21 protein-coding genes are annotated in these 18,676 nt (G+C 59.6%); 5 read left to right on the forward strand and 16 right to left on the reverse strand.

All coding sequences use genetic code 11. The features are described from left to right. The 6 genes from BJP07_RS07720 to BJP07_RS07745 are packed head-to-tail and all read right to left on the reverse strand — an operon-like array spanning window position 1 to window position 3,824. Window positions 1-870, reverse strand: coding sequence for a methyltransferase domain-containing protein (locus BJP07_RS07720; protein WP_071566912.1), 870 nt, complete (start codon window positions 868-870; stop codon window positions 1-3). A gap of 32 nt (window positions 871-902) precedes the next feature. Next, on the reverse strand, window positions 903-1,070 hold the full coding sequence (locus BJP07_RS07725) for a DUF3117 domain-containing protein (protein ID WP_071566913.1): 168 nt from the start codon (window positions 1,068-1,070) through the stop codon (window positions 903-905). Beyond that, window positions 1,042-1,398 (reverse strand): hypothetical protein, encoded by a 357-nt coding sequence (locus BJP07_RS07730; RefSeq protein WP_071566914.1) that lies wholly within the window; start codon window positions 1,396-1,398, stop codon window positions 1,042-1,044. The genes BJP07_RS07725 and BJP07_RS07730 overlap by 29 nt, the downstream gene beginning before the upstream one ends. 9 nt (window positions 1,399-1,407) lie before the next feature. Continuing rightward, window positions 1,408-2,181 (reverse strand): glucosyl-3-phosphoglycerate synthase, encoded by a 774-nt coding sequence (locus tag BJP07_RS07735; RefSeq protein WP_071566915.1) that lies wholly within the window; start codon window positions 2,179-2,181, stop codon window positions 1,408-1,410. Next, window positions 2,181-3,017 (reverse strand): dihydropteroate synthase, encoded by an 837-nt coding sequence (gene folP, locus BJP07_RS07740; RefSeq protein ID WP_255365951.1) that lies wholly within the window; start codon window positions 3,015-3,017, stop codon window positions 2,181-2,183. The genes BJP07_RS07735 and folP overlap by 1 nt, the downstream gene beginning before the upstream one ends. A gap of 3 nt (window positions 3,018-3,020) precedes the next feature. Further along, window positions 3,021-3,824: a TIGR00730 family Rossman fold protein gene (locus tag BJP07_RS07745; protein WP_071566916.1), complete on the reverse strand. Its 804-nt coding sequence runs from the start codon at window positions 3,822-3,824 to the stop codon at window positions 3,021-3,023. 116 nt (window positions 3,825-3,940) lie between these two features. On the opposite strand from BJP07_RS07745, the gene BJP07_RS07750 reads away from it, so the two are divergent. The 3 genes from BJP07_RS07750 (at window position 3,941) to BJP07_RS07760 (ending at window position 7,770) form a co-directional block, all read left to right on the forward strand. Then, window positions 3,941-4,879: a succinyltransferase gene (locus BJP07_RS07750; protein ID WP_071566917.1), complete on the forward strand. Its 939-nt coding sequence runs from the start codon at window positions 3,941-3,943 to the stop codon at window positions 4,877-4,879. A gap of 93 nt (window positions 4,880-4,972) precedes the next feature. Continuing rightward, complete coding sequence (locus tag BJP07_RS07755; protein WP_071566918.1) at window positions 4,973-6,403, forward strand: amino acid permease; 1,431 nt, start codon at window positions 4,973-4,975, stop codon at window positions 6,401-6,403. After that, entirely contained in the window at window positions 6,400-7,770 is a 1,371-nt protein-coding gene (locus tag BJP07_RS07760; protein ID WP_071566919.1) for an amino acid permease, read from the forward strand. The genes BJP07_RS07755 and BJP07_RS07760 overlap by 4 nt, the downstream gene beginning before the upstream one ends. A gap of 14 nt (window positions 7,771-7,784) precedes the next feature. Here BJP07_RS07760 and BJP07_RS07765 read toward each other — a convergent pair whose 3' ends face one another. Genes BJP07_RS07765 through typA form a run of 7 tightly spaced genes read right to left on the reverse strand, consistent with a single transcriptional unit; the run spans window position 7,785 to window position 14,666 of the window. After that, window positions 7,785-8,348 (reverse strand): GtrA family protein, encoded by a 564-nt coding sequence (locus BJP07_RS07765; RefSeq protein WP_071566920.1) that lies wholly within the window; start codon window positions 8,346-8,348, stop codon window positions 7,785-7,787. 5 nt (window positions 8,349-8,353) lie between these two features. Further along, window positions 8,354-9,454 (reverse strand): succinyldiaminopimelate transaminase, encoded by a 1,101-nt coding sequence (dapC, locus tag BJP07_RS07770; RefSeq protein ID WP_071567030.1) that lies wholly within the window; start codon window positions 9,452-9,454, stop codon window positions 8,354-8,356. A 12-nt stretch (window positions 9,455-9,466) separates the two neighbouring features. Further along, complete coding sequence (gene fdxA, locus BJP07_RS07775; protein ID WP_070362691.1) at window positions 9,467-9,793, reverse strand: ferredoxin; 327 nt, start codon at window positions 9,791-9,793, stop codon at window positions 9,467-9,469. 13 nt (window positions 9,794-9,806) lie between these two features. Beyond that, complete coding sequence (locus BJP07_RS07780) at window positions 9,807-10,184, reverse strand: hypothetical protein (protein ID WP_071566921.1); 378 nt, start codon at window positions 10,182-10,184, stop codon at window positions 9,807-9,809. Continuing rightward, window positions 10,181-11,056, reverse strand: coding sequence for an N-acetyl-1-D-myo-inositol-2-amino-2-deoxy-alpha-D-glucopyranoside deacetylase (gene mshB / locus BJP07_RS07785; protein ID WP_071566922.1), 876 nt, complete (start codon window positions 11,054-11,056; stop codon window positions 10,181-10,183). The genes BJP07_RS07780 and mshB overlap by 4 nt, the downstream gene beginning before the upstream one ends. Beyond that, a complete protein-coding gene (locus tag BJP07_RS07790) occupies window positions 11,040-12,719 on the reverse strand; it encodes an ABC transporter family substrate-binding protein (RefSeq protein WP_071566923.1) in 1,680 nt (559 codons plus the stop codon). Before BJP07_RS07790 ends, mshB begins: the two co-directional genes overlap by 17 nt. A 30-nt stretch (window positions 12,720-12,749) precedes the next feature. Further along, complete coding sequence (gene typA / locus BJP07_RS07795; RefSeq protein ID WP_071566924.1) at window positions 12,750-14,666, reverse strand: translational GTPase TypA; 1,917 nt, start codon at window positions 14,664-14,666, stop codon at window positions 12,750-12,752. Between the two features lie 182 nt (window positions 14,667-14,848). Here typA and BJP07_RS07800 point away from each other — a divergent pair, with 182 nt between their 5' ends. Together BJP07_RS07800 and BJP07_RS07805 are read left to right on the forward strand one after the other, a co-directional pair. After that, window positions 14,849-15,538, forward strand: coding sequence for a hypothetical protein (locus BJP07_RS07800; RefSeq protein WP_071566925.1), 690 nt, complete (start codon window positions 14,849-14,851; stop codon window positions 15,536-15,538). Between the two features lie 7 nt (window positions 15,539-15,545). After that, window positions 15,546-16,082, forward strand: a complete 537-nt coding sequence (locus BJP07_RS07805; protein ID WP_071566926.1) for a DUF402 domain-containing protein — start codon at window positions 15,546-15,548, stop codon at window positions 16,080-16,082. Here the strand turns inward: BJP07_RS07805 and BJP07_RS07810 are convergent. From BJP07_RS07810 to BJP07_RS07820, 3 genes are read right to left on the reverse strand one after another with little or no spacing between them, the layout of a single operon-like run. Next, window positions 16,079-16,558, reverse strand: coding sequence for a hypothetical protein (locus tag BJP07_RS07810; protein ID WP_071566927.1), 480 nt, complete (start codon window positions 16,556-16,558; stop codon window positions 16,079-16,081). The genes BJP07_RS07805 and BJP07_RS07810 overlap by 4 nt on opposite strands. Window positions 16,559-16,561: 3 nt before the next feature. Beyond that, window positions 16,562-17,323 (reverse strand): energy-coupling factor transporter transmembrane protein EcfT, encoded by a 762-nt coding sequence (locus BJP07_RS07815; RefSeq protein WP_071566928.1) that lies wholly within the window; start codon window positions 17,321-17,323, stop codon window positions 16,562-16,564. Further along, window positions 17,320-18,672: an ABC transporter ATP-binding protein gene (locus BJP07_RS07820; RefSeq protein ID WP_071566929.1), complete on the reverse strand. Its 1,353-nt coding sequence runs from the start codon at window positions 18,670-18,672 to the stop codon at window positions 17,320-17,322. The genes BJP07_RS07815 and BJP07_RS07820 overlap by 4 nt, the downstream gene beginning before the upstream one ends. Window positions 18,673-18,676: the final 4 nt, after the last annotated feature.

Raw genomic sequence — 18,676 nt, forward strand, 5'->3', positions numbered from 1 at the left:
CTACTTGGACGCCTTGCGCAGACGCACGAGCTGCGCGTGGGCAGTCACGGTCATGTGATCTGGCAAGGCGTCAAGGCGACGCGCCAATTCACCACGTTCGATATGGCGTGCTGACGGGCTCATGCCTACCTGTGCCGCGATCGATTCGCGGTCCAGACGCATCGGGAAGACAAGTTCTTTAGGTTCCTCGGCGAGCTCCAGATGGCCTTCCGCCTGCTCAACCAGGCGGTCCAGCTTGCCCGGTTCCACGCCCAAGATACCGAGAGGCTCGCGCAGTTCGTCGAGGTGGCCCTGGTCCGCGATGAGCGCGACGACCTGCCCGTCGTCGGCTAGTACTCGGGCGAACTCTTCAGGGTTGCGTGGGGCGAACACTACCGTAATCGCGTGAACGCTTCCCGTGGCAATAGGCAGCTGCTGCCACACGTCGGCCACGATCGAGCCAATGCGCGGGTGTGCTTTCGCCAAGTACTTCGCTGCTGGAACAGAGATATCAAGCCCGACACCGCGGGCGCCCAGCACGGAGTCAAGCGTGTGTGAAAGGTAGTATCCGGTCCCCGCCCCGACCTCAAGGATCACCGGGTGTTCTTCCTCTGGTGCACTGAGATCAAGCACATGTTCTACGTGCTCAGTCATCGCTTCAACGAAGGGGGCGAAGTGCCCTTGCGACAAAAATGACTCGCGGGAGAGCACCATCTCCAACGAGTCACCGACATGTTGCAGACCTTTTCCACTCGCCAACGTGACGTAGCCCTGCTTCGCCACATCGTAGGAGTGGCCACTCTCAGAAACGAGGCGTGAAAACTCCTCCTCACCACGAAGAGGAGTAAGGTCTACGGGATCTGCCAGCACATCAATTATGTCTTTGAGCATGCTGGGTATATTACCTTAATTTTAGAAAATTCTTACCCTACGGCCTCGATCAGAAGATTACCGAGTTCAGCGGCTTCTTCCTTGCTCATCTCGATAACCAGACGGCCGCCACCGTCGGACGGAATCCTCATGACGATCTTCCGGCTTTCCTCAGCGGCTTCCATTGGTCCATTACCGGTGCGCGGCTTCATTGCTGCCATCTGTCGCTTCTCCTTCAGTTAAAACGTTTGTATCCAATACTACGCTGTTTTCGGTTAGCTGACTGATAGCGGGCGCAAACCCGTACTTCTCCCCGAGAGCTGTGAGCAGGTCATCGACCTGGTCCATCCGGTAGCCCCGATGCACTACTTCAAGGTGCACATCGCCAATATTGCCCTCTTCAACGGCGAGACGGTTTGCGGATTTCACGTCCTCGGTCTCCATGATCGGGGGTAGCTGTTCACCACGCCCAAAAAGCTGCGCAAAGAGCAAAAATCCGAGCACGCAAAAGACGGCGGTGGCGATAATCAGGATGATCCAAGAAAGCATGTCATCATACTAGCGTTCAGCGCGCGGAATTTCGCACCAGGGCGGTCGTTGAGCTGTATTCAGCCCTAAGTCAGCGCGGCCGAGCGCCAACGCTCGATCAACAATTGTCGACGCCACCACCTCTGCCATTGGCCCCAACTCCACCAGCGGGCGGTTGCGGTGCACTCGGCTTCCGAGGTCCACCTCCACTATGGCTTTGCGGCCGTACGTGACATATGCGTCGATAAGCAGGCCAGACTCAACGCCGTAGCCAGCGACAAACGGCAGTTGTAACGCTGTGTCCCGACGAATCGCGTATTCGCCAGACAGTGGCTGATCGATATCACTCAGCTCCGGAAAGAACCTGCGCAGCAGCGGTTTGGCGGTGAGCTCGGTGACACGCCCTCCGCCCAACGGGTTTCCGTGTAACGCGCGGACGTAGCGGGCTTTCACGAGATGTATCTCCGGTGTCTGGAGAGGCTCCGCAAGGGCGTCAATCCACCACGGTTGCAGGGAGGTGACGTCAGCGTCGACAAATACAACGTGCGCACCGCGCGCTGCCTTCACGCCTCTCCACAAGGCCTCACCTTTGCCTTCTTGTGGCTCGAGCGGGCTCACCTCGCGCCAGTTGACCACCCTGGCCCCCGCACGTCCTGCAACCGCCGCGGTGCCATCAGCTGAATCTGAATCGATGACGAGGACCTCGCCGCCGTCTCGGACTACGTTGGATGCAAGGCAGCGTTGCACGACCTGCCCGACGGTTGCGGCTTCGTTGAGTGCCGGAATGACAACACTGACGCGCACTAGGCAAGCCCTCGCACGGTATTGATTGGCGCCATGTTGCCTTGAATAGCGGCGGTGATCCGAATGACGTCGAGAGTCTCCGCGACTTCATGGACGCGAAACGCTGCGACGCCTCGTGCGGCGGCCCAAGCAGTGGCAGCGAGTGTCCCTGCGACGCGCTCCCCGACTGCGCGGTCGAGCGTTTCACCAACGAAGTCCTTGTTGCTCAGGGCCATAAGAACTGGCCATCCTGTGGCGACGAGCTCATCGACTCGGCGCAGCAGCTCGAGGCCGTGAAACGTGTTTTTACCGAAGTCGTGGGTCGGGTCGATCATCACGAGTTCCTCTGGCACTCCGCAGGCAACTGCTCGTTCGGCTAAGGCAGTGGTTTCACGGATGACATCAGCGACGACGTCGTCGTAATGCACACGGTGGGGGCGGGTCCGGGGCACTGCGCCACCAGTGTGAGAGCAAACGTATCCTACACGGTGCGCCCCTGCGACCTCGACAAGCTCGGGGTCGTAGCCTGCCCAGGTGTCGTTGATGAGGTCGGCACCTGCACCGATTGCAGTCTCAGCGACATCGGCACGCCAGGTATCCACACTGATACGCACGGACGGGTGACGCTGGCGAATTCCTTGAATCACTGGCACCACCCGCTCGATCTCTTCTGCAGGATCGACCTCATCACCGGGGCCCGCTTTCACCCCGCCAACGTCGACGATCGATGCGCCCTGTGCAATCACGATATCCGCGCGGTCAAGCGCCTGCTCGATCACAAACGTTGCGCCTTTGTCGTAGAACGAATCGGGCGTCCGGTTGATGATGGCCATCACCTCTGCAATGCGGCAGTGCATGTTTTAGGCGTCCTCGTTGTCGGAGTCTCGCAGTCGAGCGTCCGTCATCACCTTGTGCGCGTGCACGATGTGTGCGATGGCGTCGTCGACGGAGTCGGTGACGTAAAACAGAGATTCGTCGCCCGGCGAGATCAAGCCGCGACCAAGCAGCTGCTGCTCGATCCAGGCGATCAGCCCGGACCAGAATTCGGTGCCCATCAGGACTATCGGGAAGTTCGTCACCTTTTGCGTCTGCACCATCACAAGCGTTTCAAACAGCTCGTCCATCGTTCCGTACCCACCTGGCAGTGCGATGAACGCCTGCGAGTACTTCAAGAACATCGTCTTGCGGGCAAAGAAGTATCGGAAGTTCAGACCAAGGTCGACCCAATCGTTGAGGTTTTGCTCAAACGGCAGTTCAATGCCGAGCCCTACCGAGATCCCGTCTGCATCGTGGGCGCCTCGGTTCGGACCTTCCATCAAACCTGGACCACCGCCGGTAATCACAGCGTATCCCGCCTCGACCAGCGCTCTGCCTACCTCACACGACAGCGCATATTCCTCGGTCCCCTCATTGAGGCGTGCAGAGCCAAATACGGTCACGGCTTTCGGCAGGTCACTCAGCGCATCAAAACCCGCTACAAACTCGGACTGGATCCGCATCACGCGCCACGGATCTGCATGCTTCCAGTCGTGATCGCTGTATCCCAACGATTCCAGGAGGCGCCGGTCGTGCGTCGTCGGCTGTTCGGCGTCTTCGCTGCGCAGCATGATTGGTCCGCGGAGCTTTCGGCCTTTATCCGGACGTGGGGACTTGTGGGGTGCCATGGTTCCTTCCTTCCTCAGTGCACGTTGGGTTCGACTCTGCCAAAAACTCTCGTAGGAGGCCAACGCCTCCCCCTACATCTCGACCGAATCCGGCTCATCGCACCTGTGCGTTTAAGATGACAAGCATGTTACAAGGAGCGCAGGCCACAGGTATTGCCAATATTTCCCTGGACGGTACGGTACTCGACACCTGGTACCCCTCACCTTCAATTATCGACGACCCCTCCGGCGTCACCTCCGGCTCCCAACGAGTGAGCGCGCACGAACTCGGCGACGCGTTTTTGAGCCTGGTCGGCATGGACTCCGACAGACTTGTCGAGCATGTGCCAGTGCGCACCACAATCGCAGACCTCTCCCAACCCCCACTAGACGCTCATGACGTCTACCTGCGCCTCCATCTACTCTCTCACCGTCTCGTGCGCCCTATGGAGGTCAATATGGAAAACTGCCTCGAGCACCTCGAACCGGTGGTGTGGACAAACAAGGGGCCGTGTTTGGCGGATAACTTCGAGTTTGTACGCACGCGCCTGCGCAGCAGGGGCAATATCCACGTCTACGGCATCGAGCGCTTGCCACGCATGGTCGACTACGTCGTACCAACGGGCGTGTCAATCTCGGAAGCGGAACGAGTCCGCCTTGGTGCCTACCTGGCTCCGGGAACCTCCGTGCTCCGAGAAGGCTACGTCTCGCACAACTCTGGCGCGCTTGGCTCGGCACGAATTGAAGGACGCCTCTCTTCCTCTGTCACAGTTGGCGAAGGCACCGAAGTCGCCTTGTCGGCAGTGCTGATGGCCGCTCGTGGCACCGGCCATAACCGGTTACCACTCCGGGTTGGGCGCAACTGCGTGCTTCACCCCGCATCGGGTGTACTCGGGGTGGATCTCGGCGATAACTGTGAGATCGGTGTGAACGTGATGCTGGAGCCGTCGACAATTATCTACGACACCAGAAATGAGACGCTGATTCCGGCCAGTGAGATTGCAGGTCAGAGTGATATCAGCATCCACCAGGAGGCTTCAAGCACCACCCCAGTGCTGCGCGCCCGGAGCAACTAGCGCCACATTCTTTCACGTTGAGTTCACGCGGCGCAGTGCAATATATTCGACATAGGTAGGCACGAAGCCACATCAGTGTTTAAGGTAATTGCCATGTCACTGAAAGCTTCACCGGTCGTAGCCCCCACCCGGGCATCGACATCGTTACAGCGCGGGCTGAAAACCCGGCACCTGACCATGATGGGCCTCGGCTCAGCGATTGGTGCCGGGCTCTTTCTCGGCACTGGTGTGGGCATCGCCGCAGCGGGCCCCGCTGTCATTATTGCGTACATGATCGCCGGCGCAATCACCGTCTGCATCATGCAAATGCTAGCGGAAATGGTTGCCGCCCGCCCGTCCTCCGGAACGTTTTCCACCTACGCCGAGCAAGCCTTCGGCCCGTGGGCTGGCTTTGCTATCGGCTGGCTGTACTGGTTCATGATGATCATGATCATGGCGGTCGAAATCACCGGGGCCTCCGCCATCATTGCATCATGGTTAGCGGTTTCTCCCTGGATCCCAGCCCTGACAGCCATTGTCATTTTCACGGCGATCAACTTTGCTGCGGTACGCAACCTCGGCGAGTTCGAGTTTTGGTTCGCCCTGATCAAGGTCACCGTGATTTGCCTCTTCCTCGCGCTCGGTGTGGCCCTGTGGCTGGGCTTACTGCCTGGCACATCATTCGTGGGAACGACCAACATCGCCGAATTTGGGTTTATGCCGAATGGCTGGGGTGGCGTCGCAACGGCGCTGCTTGCAGTTGCGTTCGCCTTCGGTGGTATCGAGCTGGTCACTATCGCCGCTGCAGAATCTGAAGACCCGGAAGTCGCAGTGCACGCTGCGATCCGCTCCATCATCTGGCGAATCGGCATCTTCTACATTGGCTCCGTGCTGCTCATCGTCTTGCTGCTGCCATATGAGGACATCGGTGGCGCTAACGATGCATCTGAGTCTCCGTTCACCGCAGTGCTGCACCTGGCCAACATTCCGGGCGCGGTAGGCATCATGGAGGCTGTCATCGTCATCGCATTGCTCTCAGCATGCAACACGCAGATCTACGGCTCTTCAAGATTCCTTCACAACCTTGCCCTGCGTGGCGACGCCCCCGAGGCTTTCGCACGCACTGATCACCGCGGCGTCCCCATGCGTGCCGTAATCCTCTCCGTATTCTTCGGCTTCGTAGCTGTCGCGCTGCAATACTGGAACCCACCGGGACTGCTCGCATTCCTGCTCAACGCGGTCGGCGGGTGCCTGATCGTGTTGTGGTTCGCTATCACCTTCTCCTTCTTGCGCATCCACCCGCAGCTGGTGAAACAAGGTGAGGTCACCCACGTGCGCATGTGGGCGCCCGGCGTCTTGCCGTGGGCAACAGTTGTTCTGGCGGGAACCATCGTAGTACTCATGCTGACTAATCCTGACGGCCGCTTTCAGATGTTTGCAGTAGCGGTTGTCGTGGGAGTCATTTCAATCGCTGGTGTCCTTTGGACCCGGACCGAAACTTTTCAACAGCGCGCTAAGGATGCCGCCGAGAGGAACATTCGATGACAACACAACACAACACTGAAACCGGCGACTCAACGCTCGGCACCGGTCTCAAATCACGCCACCTGACCCTCATGGGCCTCGGCATGGCCGTAGGCGCCGGCCTCTTCCTTGGTGTCGGCGTCGGCATTCGCGCCGCAGGCCCCGCTATCTTGTTTGCGTACGCGATCGCAGGCCTGATTGTTATCTCAGTCATGCGCATGCTCGGTGAGATGGCCGCAGCACGCCCCTCTTCCGGTTCCTTCGCAACCTACGGACGCCAAGCATTCGGCCACTGGGCAGGATTCCTGCTGGGCTGGCTCTACTGGTTCCTCCTCATCATGGTCGGTGGCGCTGAAATCACCGGCGCCGCCGCAATCATGGCCGGTTGGTTTGACGTGCCACAATGGGTGCCAGCCCTCGTCACAGTGGTGTTCTTCGCAGTGATCAACCTCGCCCAGGTGAAGGGGTTTGGCGAGTTTGAGTACTGGTTCGCCATGATCAAGGTCGCCGTGATCATTCTCTTCTTGGTTATCGGTGCTGCACTCTTCCTCGGGATTCTCCCCGGCCATGATTTTGCGGGCCTGGACAATATCCGCAACTCTGGCTTCATGCCCAATGGCTTCGCCGGTGTCGCCGCTGGGCTGCTCGCCGTGGCGTTCGCCTTCGGCGGTATCGAGGTTGTCACCATCGCAGCAGCAGAATCGGAAAACCCTGCGCAAGCTGTCAAACGCGCTGTAAACTCCATCATCTGGCGTATCGCGCTGTTCTACATCGGAAGCATCATCGTCATCATCTTGTTGATCCCGTACGCAGAGATCGACGGCGCTGACTCGGCCGCGGACTCACCGTTCACGCAGGTGCTCAGCATGGCAAACATCCCAGGCGCTGTGGGCTTCATGGAGGCCGTCATCGTCTTGGCACTGCTTTCCGCGTTCAACGCCCAGATCTACGGCACATCCCGCCTCGCCTACCAGCAGGCACTCGAGGGCGACGCGCCGCGTTGGCTCCGCACCACGAACAAGAACGCCGTCCCAATGAACTCCGTATTGGTGTCGATGTTCTTCGCCTTCGTTGCGGTCGGCTTGCAGTGGTGGAACCCACCGGGGCTCCTCGATTTCCTCATGAACGCCGTCGGCGGTTGCCTCATGGTCACATGGGTGATGATCACGCTGAGCTACATCCGTCTCCACCCACAGATCAAGAACTCAGCAGTGCAGGTACACGGTGCGAGCTGGGTTCCGTGGGTGACATTACTTGCGCTTGTGGGACTCACGGTGCTGATGCTTTTCGACGCCTCCACCCGAGGCCAAATCATCGCAGTCCTCATCGTCTCGGCGGTACTTATCGGCGCTTCGTTCCTGGTGCGTCGGCCGAAGGAAAGCGCCTAGAGAGGCGCCAGAGACTAGGACGAATCGGACGTTTTCGGAGCTTGTTTCGGCTTCGAGAACGTCCACATTTTATTGATGATGTAGTTCACCGGCGTCGCGATCAGCGTCGCCAAGCCCTGCGACCAGTAGGACTTCGTACGAAGGCCGGTGGAGTCGTCGAAAATGTGGTCCGGCAGCCCAATTGGGGAGTTTGGGTTCATGAACAGCGTCAAGAACACCAGCGAAACGACAAACGCCATCACACCCGTGGCGAGGAAGGGGAAAAATCCCCGGATCCACGAACGCCTCTGAGGCCCGCGGAACGTCCACGCTCTGTTGAGTTGGTAGTTCCACGTGTTTGCCACAAGGAACGCCATGGTTGCGAGCACGTGGTACCACCGGATGTTAAAGCGGGTGCCGAAGAGGTTAAAGAAGATGTCGCCTTCGTGAAGGTCGAAGCCGACGTCGATAGCTTTCTTGGTGAGGTAGAACACCAGCAGGTTGACCAGGACGCCGGATCCCCCCACGATGCCGAAGCGGAGAAATTCACGCAGGCTTCGAAAGACACGCGTCGAAAGACGCTCAGTTGAGGTATCCACCGTGGCTACTCCGCGAGTCGCTGTGCGGCCTCAGCGATGGCCTCATCGGAAGCTGTGAGGGCAACTCGGACATGCTGCGAGCCGCCTGGGCCGTAAAAGTCCCCCGGCGCGACCAAGATGCCCCGCTGCGCGAACCAGTCGAGCGTCTGGCGGGCGTCTGCCCTATCCCGGCGTGTCCAGAGGTACAGCCCCGCCTCGGAATGATCGACGCTGCAACCGTTAGCGAGCAGCGCACGCAACAGCGTCACGCGACGATTGGCGTAACGCAGTCGCTGGAGCGTTTCGTGCTGGTCGTCTCGGAGTGCAGCCAGCGTTGCTGCTTGGATCGGCCCTGGCATCATCATTCCGGTGTGCTTGCGCAGCAGCAGAAGTTCTTGCACAAGCGCTTCGTCTCCTGCGATGAAGCCGCTTCTGTATGAAGCCATGTTGGAGGTCTTCGACAGGGAGTGCATGACCAAGAGATTGGTGTTATCACCGCCGCTGACTGCCGGGTCAAGCAAGGACACCGGTGTACGATCTTCGTTCCACGCCAGACCCATGTAGCACTCATCGGAAACGATGATCGCGCCGGTTTCTCGTGCAAAGTCGACCCAAACACGCATCTCTTCCACTGAGAGCACGCGTCCGGTCGGGTTGCTTGGGGAGTTCAAAAAGACCAGGGACGCACCATCGACCGGAGCATCCGAGCGCACGACCTCGCAGTCCGCGAGTACCGCGGCAACCTCGTAGGTTGGGTACGCGATCTCTGGGATCACCACGGTGCCCCCGCGTAGATTGAGCATCGTTGGAAGCCATGCAACGGCCTCCTTGGTACCGATGACGGGCAGCACCGCATCAGCGTGCAGCCCTTCAATGCTGTATCTCCGTTTCAGGGATTCCGCGATCGCCTCGCGCAGCTCCGTTGATCCCTGCGTCGGCGGGTACCCGGGTAGTGCTGCATGCTCGGCCAGCGCAAGCTGGATAGAAGGATCTACAGGGTCTACCGGTGTCCCGACAGAAAGGTCGATAAGCCCGCCGGGGTGCCTGGCTGCCTTCTGCTTGACGTCAAGGATGGTATCCCAAGGAAACTCCGGCAGTTGCTCCCCCAAGCTGGCGCGATCGTGCATGCTCATGCAGTATTAACCGTCCTGGTTCTGCGGTGGAAGCGCCTCCACAAACGGGTGGTCGAAGTCCTGCGGCCCAAGCTTGGTCGCCCCGCCTGGCGAGCCGAGCTCGTCAAAAAATCCGACGTTGGCGTCGTAGTACTCTGCCCATTCTTCTGGAGTGTCATCCTCATAGAAGATGGCTTCTACCGGGCAAGCTGGCTCACATGCACCGCAGTCGACGCACTCGTCTGGGTGAATGTAGAGCATGCGCTTGCCCTCATAGATGCAGTCGACTGGGCATTCTTCGACGCAGCTGCGGTCCATTACGTCCACGCAAGGTTGAGCAATCACATAAGTCATGCGTTACAGTATGTCACTTTCGACCGAAAAGGGGCCAAACGCCCCCACCCAAGCCTGCAAAAAGCAGCAAAAGCGTCAGCGGGCTCTGCGGGAGCACCATCGCTCCCCTGGCCGGGAATACACTCAGCAGGACGAAGAAGCCTGCCACCCAAACGGCAAGCGGCAAAAGCCTGACCAGTACAAGGTCCGACCACAGCGCCGCGGTCTTCGTCAGCACGCTGTTCAACAGCGCCGCGATAACGACGCTCAACGGCACTACAATCCCACCGATTCGTGTGTCCAAGTTGACAGCTTCCAACAAAAGTGAAATAAGCGCACCGACGGAAAGCCAGATCACCCCCGCCGTCTTCTCACCGCGAGGGATATCGGCTTTGTCGCGGGTGTCAGTCATCGCTCAAGGCCACTGAGCACGTCAGCCTTATCGACGACCTCTTCGCCTCCACCGAGCTGGAAGTGCTCGAAGGGCTGAATTGGTTGCACAATCAGGTTCGACAGTGCGTAGTACATCACCGGGCCATTACCCAACACCGAATGGGGGTTCGTCGCACTCGCCCGGCCGTCCGCAACCCAGATCTGTGTTGCGTGCGCAGCCATCGCTGCGATCTTGGCGCTGTATGCTTCGTCCCCCAGGTGTACCGAGACGTCGACGTTGTCCACACCATCGAGTTCGCCGGGCTCGGGCAGTCGCCATCCGTCAGGAGCTACCTCTGGCAGGAGTGCATCGGTTTCAGCTCTCCTTCGCACTGCCCACAGGATGCGCGGGATATCGAATTCCTCTGCAGCCTCGTGCACAATCTCGTGCGCGCGAATATGGTCCGGGTGCCCATACCCGCCGTCAGGACCGTAAGTCAGTACAAGGTGCGGACGCTCCCGGCGCAGCACCTCGAGCAATGCATCAACTGCGCGACGTCCGCTGTTGACGAACGCACGCGGGTTTTTGCTTGCATCCGAGCCAGCCATCCCACTATCGCGGAAACAGCCAGCACCTCCAAGGAACTCACCACGGACGCCGATCGCCTCCAGTGCACCGTGCAGCTCCGCGATACGGAACCCACCGAGCTGGTCGCCATGGTCATTGGTCAACAGCTGGTAAGGCTCACCAATCACCTCGCCTTCCTCGCCTAAGGTGCACGTCACTACAAGCACGTCTGCCCCGCGTCGTGCGAGGTCGAAAAGCGTCCCGGCCATAGTGATGGACTCGTCGTCGGGGTGCGCGTGTACCGCAAGAACACGGTAGCCCTGTAGATCACGGGAGTTGTGCATAGTTGTTCCGATCTCCTTCGTCTCGTTTCGGTTGCAGGCGCCACGAAGCGGCCGTCGATAAGCCTGCCTGCCAGTTATTCAAATCTGCATCCGGCCCGATGATGCCTTCCCCGAGCGCGATAATACGACGCTCGCGCGCAATCGGCATCCACAACGCCTCCTGTTCGAGCACCTCGTTCACCGCCTGCGTGGCCTGAGGCAGCCCGTACGAACCTGCCAGGATTTCCTTCGCAAGCGCGACAGAATGTGGCTCGCAGAAACCGGCAAGATTGCCCGCACGTGGGGCGCCCGCAACGCAATCCAAGCGGCTCGCCGCATCGGAAAGGTTCTCCGGGTCGTGCTGCCACGTCACCAGGACATCAACGGTGTTCTCTTCCAAGCCCGAACGGATCAGCGAGCCAAAATCTGTCGCCACCACTCTCGCGCTCACCCCGCGTGCTTGCAGCATGTCGGCCATCGACCTCGCTGCCGCAATCGCAGCTGGATCCGCCAGATCCGCGCCAATGCGAATAGCACCATGTGACGCAACATGCTGGTGTACAACCTGAGGGTCCTGTGTACTCACACTGCCGTGCTCCGCGACTGCGACGTCAGATGTACGGTCCAGCGCGATACTCGCAAGCAGGGGAACATCGATCAGTGAGCGCAGCTCCGCGCGTACCTCAGGAGTCATTCCGGAAGTAGCCGACAGTACAGCGCCAAGCACCCGAGGCGTATCCAACGTCCTTGACTGCACGTTTGGCACCAGGTTGAGAACGCGACTCGTGGTCTCACCCGGCGCACGATCAACAAACACGAGTTGGCCCGTGCGCAGCTGGTCCGCAATCTGCGTAGTACCGCGCACGGCGTGGAGCGTCAAAATATCAATCTTAGCCGGGTTCGCCGCCCAAAAACGGTCGTTACGATTCAGGGTGATCGTTCCGCGCCCACGGTCCACTCCGCGCACCATGTACCGGCCTGCCGAGACAGGAATCGTTTCACGCAACGCCTCCCCGAAGTCTGAGCCGTCCGCCGCGAACACGTGCGCAGGCAGCAAGTGATCAAAAAGCCCACGCCAATCAGCGACAGGCTCCGAAAAGTCGACATCAACAACCTTGCCTGTCGCACCACTGACGCGTACCGCCTCAATCGCACGGTACCCAGCCGGGTTCCGCACCCCTGGTGTGGAGCGCATCCCGCGCCACAGGTACACGAAGTCGGCACCAGTGACCGGCGTGCCATCAGACCACTGCGCTGTATCGCGAATGATGTAGCGCACCGTCATTGCCTGTGGCGACCCAGCGACGACCGTCGCCCCATTCAACAGTGCGGAATTCCTGACCCCGTTAGGAAACGCGCTAGGAAGCACAAGGTTTGCCACGCTTCGAACAACCGCAGATTCGTCAGCGAGCAGATGCGGGTTCAGCCCGTTGCGGAGCGAATCGACGCCAACTTCCACCTGCGAGCGCACCCGCGTCTTCCCCTCCTGCTCCACAGACGTAGCCGTCGTTGTGTCCTGCTCATACATCTCAAGGGCGGCAGTATCATTTGGGTCGACCAGCGGTGGTGGCCCTGGCGACGCAACGCATGCAGAAAGCGCGGCCACACCACAGCACGCAAACAGCGCCACGCCGACTCGCAGAGATCGCGAGCGGCGTGGCGCTGAAAAGTGGTGCGGGTTCATCGCAATAGATACTACCGCACCAGCACAAAACTACTTATTGCGCTGCTTTGCGCGGGAACGGGCACGGCCACGCTCCGTGGAGTCGAGGATGATCTTGCGGACACGCATCGCTTCCGGAGCAACCTCGACGCACTCGTCCTCGTCACAAAACTCAATTGCCTCATCAAGCGACAGCGTACGGGCCTTCGCCAGGGTGACGGTTGCGTCGGCGGTAGCAGAGCGCATGTTCGTCAGCTTCTTTTCCTTCGTGATGTTGATGTCCATATCCTCATCACGGTTGTTCGCACCAACGACCATGCCCTCGTAGGTCTCTGCGCCAGGCTCGACGAAGAAGTCACCACGGTCGGCGAGCTGCGTCAGTGCATAGGCGGTGACCTGGCCCGAACGGTCAGCAACTAGCGAACCTGTAGGACGTCCCTTGATCTCACCTGCCCACGGACGGTGCTCGATCGAGTAGGAGTTCGCAATGCCGGCGCCGCGGGTCTCGGTAAGGAACGTCGTGCGGAACCCGATCAAGCCACGAGCTGGGACGTCGAACTCCATGCGGACCCAGTCACCCGAGCCCGTATTGCCCATCGCCGTCATCTGTCCTTTGCGCGCCGCCATCAGCTGGGTAACAGCACCCTGGTGCTCGGATGGGACGTCGATAACCATGTGGTCGTACGGCTCGTACACCTTGCCGTCGATTTCCTTGGTCACAACCTGTGGCTTACCGACCGTCAGTTCAAAGCCTTCACGACGCATCGTCTCAATCAGCACGGTCAGGGCCATCTCGCCGCGTCCCTGCACTTCCCAAGCATCCGGGCGTTCGGTCGGCAAAACCTTAATGGAAACGTTACCGATGAGCTCCTGGTCCAGACGCGCCTTGACCATGCGAGCAGTCAGCTTGTCACCGCCGTTGCGGCCTGCCATCGGCGACGTGTTCACGCCAATGGTCATCGAAATCGCTGGGTCGTCAATCTTGATGCGCTCGAGCGGCTCGATATGGTTGACGTCGCACAGCGTGTCACCAATCATGATCTCGTCGATGCCCGATACTGCCGCGATATCACCCGCAACTACGCCGTCCTTCGCTGGCACGCGGTCAAGCCCCTCAGTGACCAGCAGCTCGGCGATCTTCACGTTCTTGACGTGCTGTTCACCCTCGGAATCGTAGTGCACCCACGCGACCGTGTCCCCCTTCTTCACGGTGCCTTTGTACACGCGAATCAACGCGATACGCCCTAGGAACGACGACGAGTCAAGGTTCGTGACCTGTGCCTGCAGCGGCGCGTCAATCTCAGCGGAAGGCTCCGGAAGCACGTCGTAGATGACATTGAACAGCGGAAGCAGGTCATCGTTGTCAGGCAGGCTGCCATTGCCCGGGTTCTCGAGCGATGCCCGACCAGCACGACCCGACGTGTAGAGCACTGGCAGCTCAAGCAAGTTCTCCGCAGCTTCAGCCGCCTCCGGATCTTCAAGACTTGCGCCGAGCTCCAGCAGCAGATCCTGCGCCTCTTCGACAACCTCATCAATGCGGGCGTCCGGACGGTCAGTCTTGTTCACGCAGATGATGACCGGCTTCTTCGCTTCCAACGCCTTACCCAGCACGAACCGGGTTTGCGGTAGTGGGCCCTCGGAGGCGTCAATAAGCAGGACAACACCATCGACCATGGAGAGGCCACGCTCGACCTCACCACCGAAATCAGCGTGCCCCGGCGTATCGATCACGTTAATAACCAGATCAGTGCCGTCCTTACCCTTACCTTTGCGGCGGATAGCGGTGTTCTTCGCCAAAATGGTGATGCCGCGCTCGGACTCGAGCTCGCCGGAATCCATCACGCGGTCACCGTGTTCGCCGTGGTCAGAGAATACGCCGGACTGCTCCAGCATTGCGTTGACCAATGTAGTCTTGCCGTGGTCAACGTGAGCGACAATCGCTACGTTTCGAAATTCAGGATGCGACACTGAAACCGGTGCTCCTTCGCATAGGTGGAAATAACGGTTAAATGCTACTCGCAAAGCAGTAAACATGCACCTTGGAGCACGTCCCTCTACTTGACCTCGTGACAAAAGTGACTATTGTGACTAGAGTTATGGCTTTTCGACGGCCACCCCACTTGTCATGCGAAGGAAAGTTAGGTCACTCCGTGCACCCCTCCAACTTCACGCGTCGCGCCGCGAGACACCTTACCGCACTCTGCACTGCGTGCACGCTAGTCGCCGCGCCGCTCGCGAATGCGCAGCAGCCCAACATCCCGTCATCGCTCTCCTCCGCGGTCGACGGCCTCGGACGCCCAACAAGCGACACCGTTGCTCGGGTCAACCAGTTCGCAGACCAACCCTTCGTCCCCACCCAGGTGGCAAACGCCCTACGCACCGCCGTGAACTTCTTTGCTGGCAAAGGAGAACTTGGCGGTCCACCACTACCGAACGATGCCCCCGCGTTTACACAGTTCTACTGGCCGACAGTGTCCAGCAACTGTATCGGACCAGGGTTGCATTCCACGGCCTCCGCACTCGTCGTACCGGGCCCTGCAACGTCACCTGCCCCCGGGGCTAAGCCCGGAGAAGCCACCTTCGTATTTACTGCCCTGGGCACCCCACCTGCAGCGCAGCGTCAAGGCCTCATGAACGCGTACTGGATCAACCTCAACACAGGCAAGACTGGTGTAACACCACTCGCGAATAATCAGATAAACCCAACAGGACCAACCACCCTGTCCGCAACCGCGAAAACAGGAGCGGGCAACGTCCTCGCAGTGATAGACGGTGCTGCACGCACCAACAACAACGTTTGTCACTTCGCCCCAACCGCAGCACAGTTCAACGTGAGGTAAGCGCCGTATGACCGTCGATCTTCATCCAGTGAAGCAGGAAACCTTCGACACTTCGTCGAAGATCAACACTGACCCCAAGGGATTCCTGCGCGACGTGGATGTATTCACGACAACCGATTTCGGCCTTTACATGGCCCGCGGCGCAAACCACCCGAGGTTCGGATACTTGGAAAGCTGGCTGCTACCTTCAGTCGGTCTTCGCGCAAACATCTTCCATTTCCGCGAGGGCGTCGACGTCCGACAAGACTTCTACTTCGACGTCGCAGACATCACCGAACACGACGGCATCTGGCAGACCCGCGACCTCTACGTCGACCTTGTTTCGGTGACCGGCCGTCCCATCGAAGTCCTCGACATCGACGAGCTCGCCGCGGCAACCTCCGTCGGGCTCATCACCGCCGAAGAAGCCGAGCGCGCGATGGAAGTCACCCTCAACGCTGTCGAGGGAATTACCAGGCACGGAGACAACGCAATGCGATGGTTAAGCACCCTCGACATCGACCTGACCTGGGCAAAGAACGTTACGCTCGCTCCAGTTGACTAGCGACGTTCGATAACCGCATCAAAATACACCGCACCCCGACGCATACGTAGTTCATGTTCCTGGGCTGCCCACATTTCCCAAAACTGTGCATAGCCCGGGTCACGAACCAACGCCCGCGAACGGCGCAACGACTCCGCCGCATCCACCCACAGTGTGTTTACACAGCCGCGCGTCTTCGCCGCCGCCATCGACCCCTCAGTGACAGACCCAACACCCTCGACGATCAGGTCCGAGGTTGGGTCAAGACTGACCCACTCCCCGCGACAGTCATGTTCCCAGTCCCACCGCCAATACCCTGGTTCCCGCAGTGCGAGCACGTCACGTGCCACGATCCTTGCACCTTCCCCAAGACCATTCCAACCAGGATAGAACTCATCGCAATGCACCACCGGAATGTCGAGCGCAGCACCGATTTGCTCAGCCAGTGTGGTTTTACCTGCACCGGAGAGGCCGTCGATAAGCAGTGTGTAAGCCATGAGCTACGAGACGCTCCACACTGGCCGGAAGTACCCAGTGGCAACCGAAAGCCCCAGCCCGACGCACGCAACAGCGATGCATACAACCATGACAACCCAATCTCGTCTGCTAAGCCGCGACTCTCGAGCCCACGTACGCTTTTGCGGGCCGCCGAATGCGCGAGCCTCCATCGCCGTCGCCAGCTTGCCTGCCCTGCGCAGAGACATCACCAATAAGCCGAACGCCAACGAAAACCAGTACTTCACACGGCCCGTATCCGCAATACCACGGGCGCGACGCGCCATTCGCATCGCCTCAACGTCCTCACGAAGCAGCGTCAACATACGAAACGCAGCCACGGACCCCAAGACAAAGCGCTCCGGCAACTTCAGCACCTGCGAAAGCCCATCACCGAGATCAGTCGGATCCACATGAGCCGACAACACAATTACTGGCAGCGCGATCGCGAACACGCGAAGCACCATGGACAGCGCAAGCGAAACGGAAAGTTCCGTCACGTGGATAAGTCCCCACTCCAGGTAGGTAACTCCCCCGGATTGGCCGTACAGCGCCATCGGGATACCCGCAAGCGGTGCAATAAAAAGAATCGGCAGTGCTCGTTTGAAAAAGGTTCCAAACGAAATGCCACACAGCGGCACGACGGCCAGCGTAAACACAATGGCCACGACTGCGGAAACCCAATCGATTGTCACCATGAGCGGGGTGGTCAGCAGAGCCAGCCCGAGAATACGGGTTACGGGGTTAATCCCGCTCAGCAGGTTCATACGCTCACCCCATCTACGGGATCGTCGTCGTTGCGCAGCTCCTCCATGTGGTCGCCCAACGAACCAACGAACGCCTCATCGTGAGTAATAGACATAATTGTCTTCCCCGCATTGGCCAACTCACGAATCAACGAAACAATCTCGACAAAGGTTCGATCGTCTTGCCCAAACGTAGGCTCATCAAGAATGAGAAGCTCAGGAGCGTTCACCAACGCGGTCGCAACCGACAGTCGCCGCTTCTCACCACCAGAAAGCGTAAAAGGATTAGCCGACGCCACATGATCAAGCCGCAGACGCTGCAGCAACTCATCGACGCGATGTTTCGGGGCGCCCGACAAGGCAACCTCCTCGCGCACGTTTGCCGTCACAAACTGGTGCTCTGGCTCCTGGAACACATAGCCAATCCGCTGCGCTAAGTCCCTCGACTTCCACCGGTGCGACGACGCAGTCAAACCGTTTCGAATACGAGGAGAGTACTCGATAGCGCCACTCAACGGCGCAACGAGTCCGGCAAGCGCCTGAACGAGCGTCGTTTTCCCAACACCGTTTTTACCTGTAATCACAGTTGAATATCCCTCGGGCACCACGATGTTACGCGGAGAACCGAACGCCACCTGAAGGTCGTGTGTACGCAGCGCACAGTCTGCGTTCGCTGGCACTTCCAGCGCGGGCGGCAACTGCGGCGGCATCGGCAGTTGGTCGGGGCCGCTAGGCTGCAGCCCCTCAGCAGTGAGGTGATAGAAGGTGTCCACGAAATCAACCCAATGTGCAGGTCTGTGTTCCACCACGATCAAGGTCGCCCCTGTACGGCGGCACACGGCGTCGACCGCACGCACCACATCGTCGCGCCCTTCGGGATCAAGGTTCGCGGTTGGCTCATCCAACAAAATAATGTCCGCGCCCATCGCCAACACCCCTGCCAGCGTCAGTCGCTGTTTCTGCCCGCCGGAAAGGTGCGCAGTGTTGTGGTCCAACGGCACATGCAGCCCCACTGCATCGAGCGCCTCGTGCACACGCGGCCAAATCTCCTCAGGAGAAATCCCCATATTTTCCGCGCCGAACGCAACGTCATCCCCGACACGGGTCAAGATGGTCTGGGCCTCTGGGTCCTGCAACACCATGCCGACCGTACCGTTCACCTTGACCGTGCCGAAGATTTGCCCGTCCTCACCGTGTGCTGCCAGCCCCGCAAGCACTGCGAGCAACGTTGATTTACCCGCCCCCGAGTCGCCAGTGAGCAGAACTCGCTCCCCACGGGAGACCGACAAGTCCACTCCCGTAAACGCAGGGTTCGGGCGCGTCGCATGCTTATAGCCCAGGCCTTGCGCCTGGATGACCTGGTCCCCCATGGCC

Origin of the sequence: Corynebacterium sp. NML130628 (assembly GCF_001875665.1) — a bacterium.
GTDB lineage: Bacteria > Actinomycetota > Actinomycetes > Mycobacteriales > Mycobacteriaceae > Corynebacterium.

Excerpts from the sequence above, each read along its gene's own strand:
- BJP07_RS07730 (WP_071566914.1), bottom strand. The coding sequence starts at position 1,398 with ATGCTTTCTTGGATCATCCTGATTATCGCCACCGCCGTCTTTTGCGTG.
- BJP07_RS07750 (WP_071566917.1), top strand. The coding sequence starts at position 3,941 with ATGACAAGCATGTTACAAGGAGCGCAGGCCACAGGTATTGCCAATATT.
- BJP07_RS07790 (WP_071566923.1), bottom strand. The coding sequence starts at position 12,719 with ATGAACCCGCACCACTTTTCAGCGCCACGCCGCTCGCGATCTCTGCGA.
- BJP07_RS07725 (WP_071566913.1), bottom strand. The coding sequence starts at position 1,070 with ATGGCAGCAATGAAGCCGCGCACCGGTAATGGACCAATGGAAGCCGCT.
- mshB (WP_071566922.1), bottom strand. The coding sequence starts at position 11,056 with ATGCACAACTCCCGTGATCTACAGGGCTACCGTGTTCTTGCGGTACAC.
- BJP07_RS07815 (WP_071566928.1), bottom strand. The coding sequence starts at position 17,323 with ATGAACCTGCTGAGCGGGATTAACCCCGTAACCCGTATTCTCGGGCTG.
- BJP07_RS07820 (WP_071566929.1), bottom strand. The coding sequence starts at position 18,672 with ATGGGGGACCAGGTCATCCAGGCGCAAGGCCTGGGCTATAAGCATGCG.
- BJP07_RS07810 (WP_071566927.1), bottom strand. The coding sequence starts at position 16,558 with ATGGCTTACACACTGCTTATCGACGGCCTCTCCGGTGCAGGTAAAACC.
- BJP07_RS07720 (WP_071566912.1), bottom strand. The coding sequence starts at position 870 with ATGCTCAAAGACATAATTGATGTGCTGGCAGATCCCGTAGACCTTACT.
- BJP07_RS07805 (WP_071566926.1), top strand. The coding sequence starts at position 15,546 with ATGACCGTCGATCTTCATCCAGTGAAGCAGGAAACCTTCGACACTTCG.
- folP (WP_255365951.1), bottom strand. The coding sequence starts at position 3,017 with ATGCACTGCCGCATTGCAGAGGTGATGGCCATCATCAACCGGACGCCC.
- BJP07_RS07755 (WP_071566918.1), top strand. The coding sequence starts at position 4,973 with ATGTCACTGAAAGCTTCACCGGTCGTAGCCCCCACCCGGGCATCGACA.
- fdxA (WP_070362691.1), bottom strand. The coding sequence starts at position 9,793 with ATGACTTATGTGATTGCTCAACCTTGCGTGGACGTAATGGACCGCAGC.
- BJP07_RS07745 (WP_071566916.1), bottom strand. The coding sequence starts at position 3,824 with ATGGCACCCCACAAGTCCCCACGTCCGGATAAAGGCCGAAAGCTCCGC.
- BJP07_RS07760 (WP_071566919.1), top strand. The coding sequence starts at position 6,400 with ATGACAACACAACACAACACTGAAACCGGCGACTCAACGCTCGGCACC.
- dapC (WP_071567030.1), bottom strand. The coding sequence starts at position 9,454 with ATGCACGATCGCGCCAGCTTGGGGGAGCAACTGCCGGAGTTTCCTTGG.
- BJP07_RS07780 (WP_071566921.1), bottom strand. The coding sequence starts at position 10,184 with ATGACTGACACCCGCGACAAAGCCGATATCCCTCGCGGTGAGAAGACG.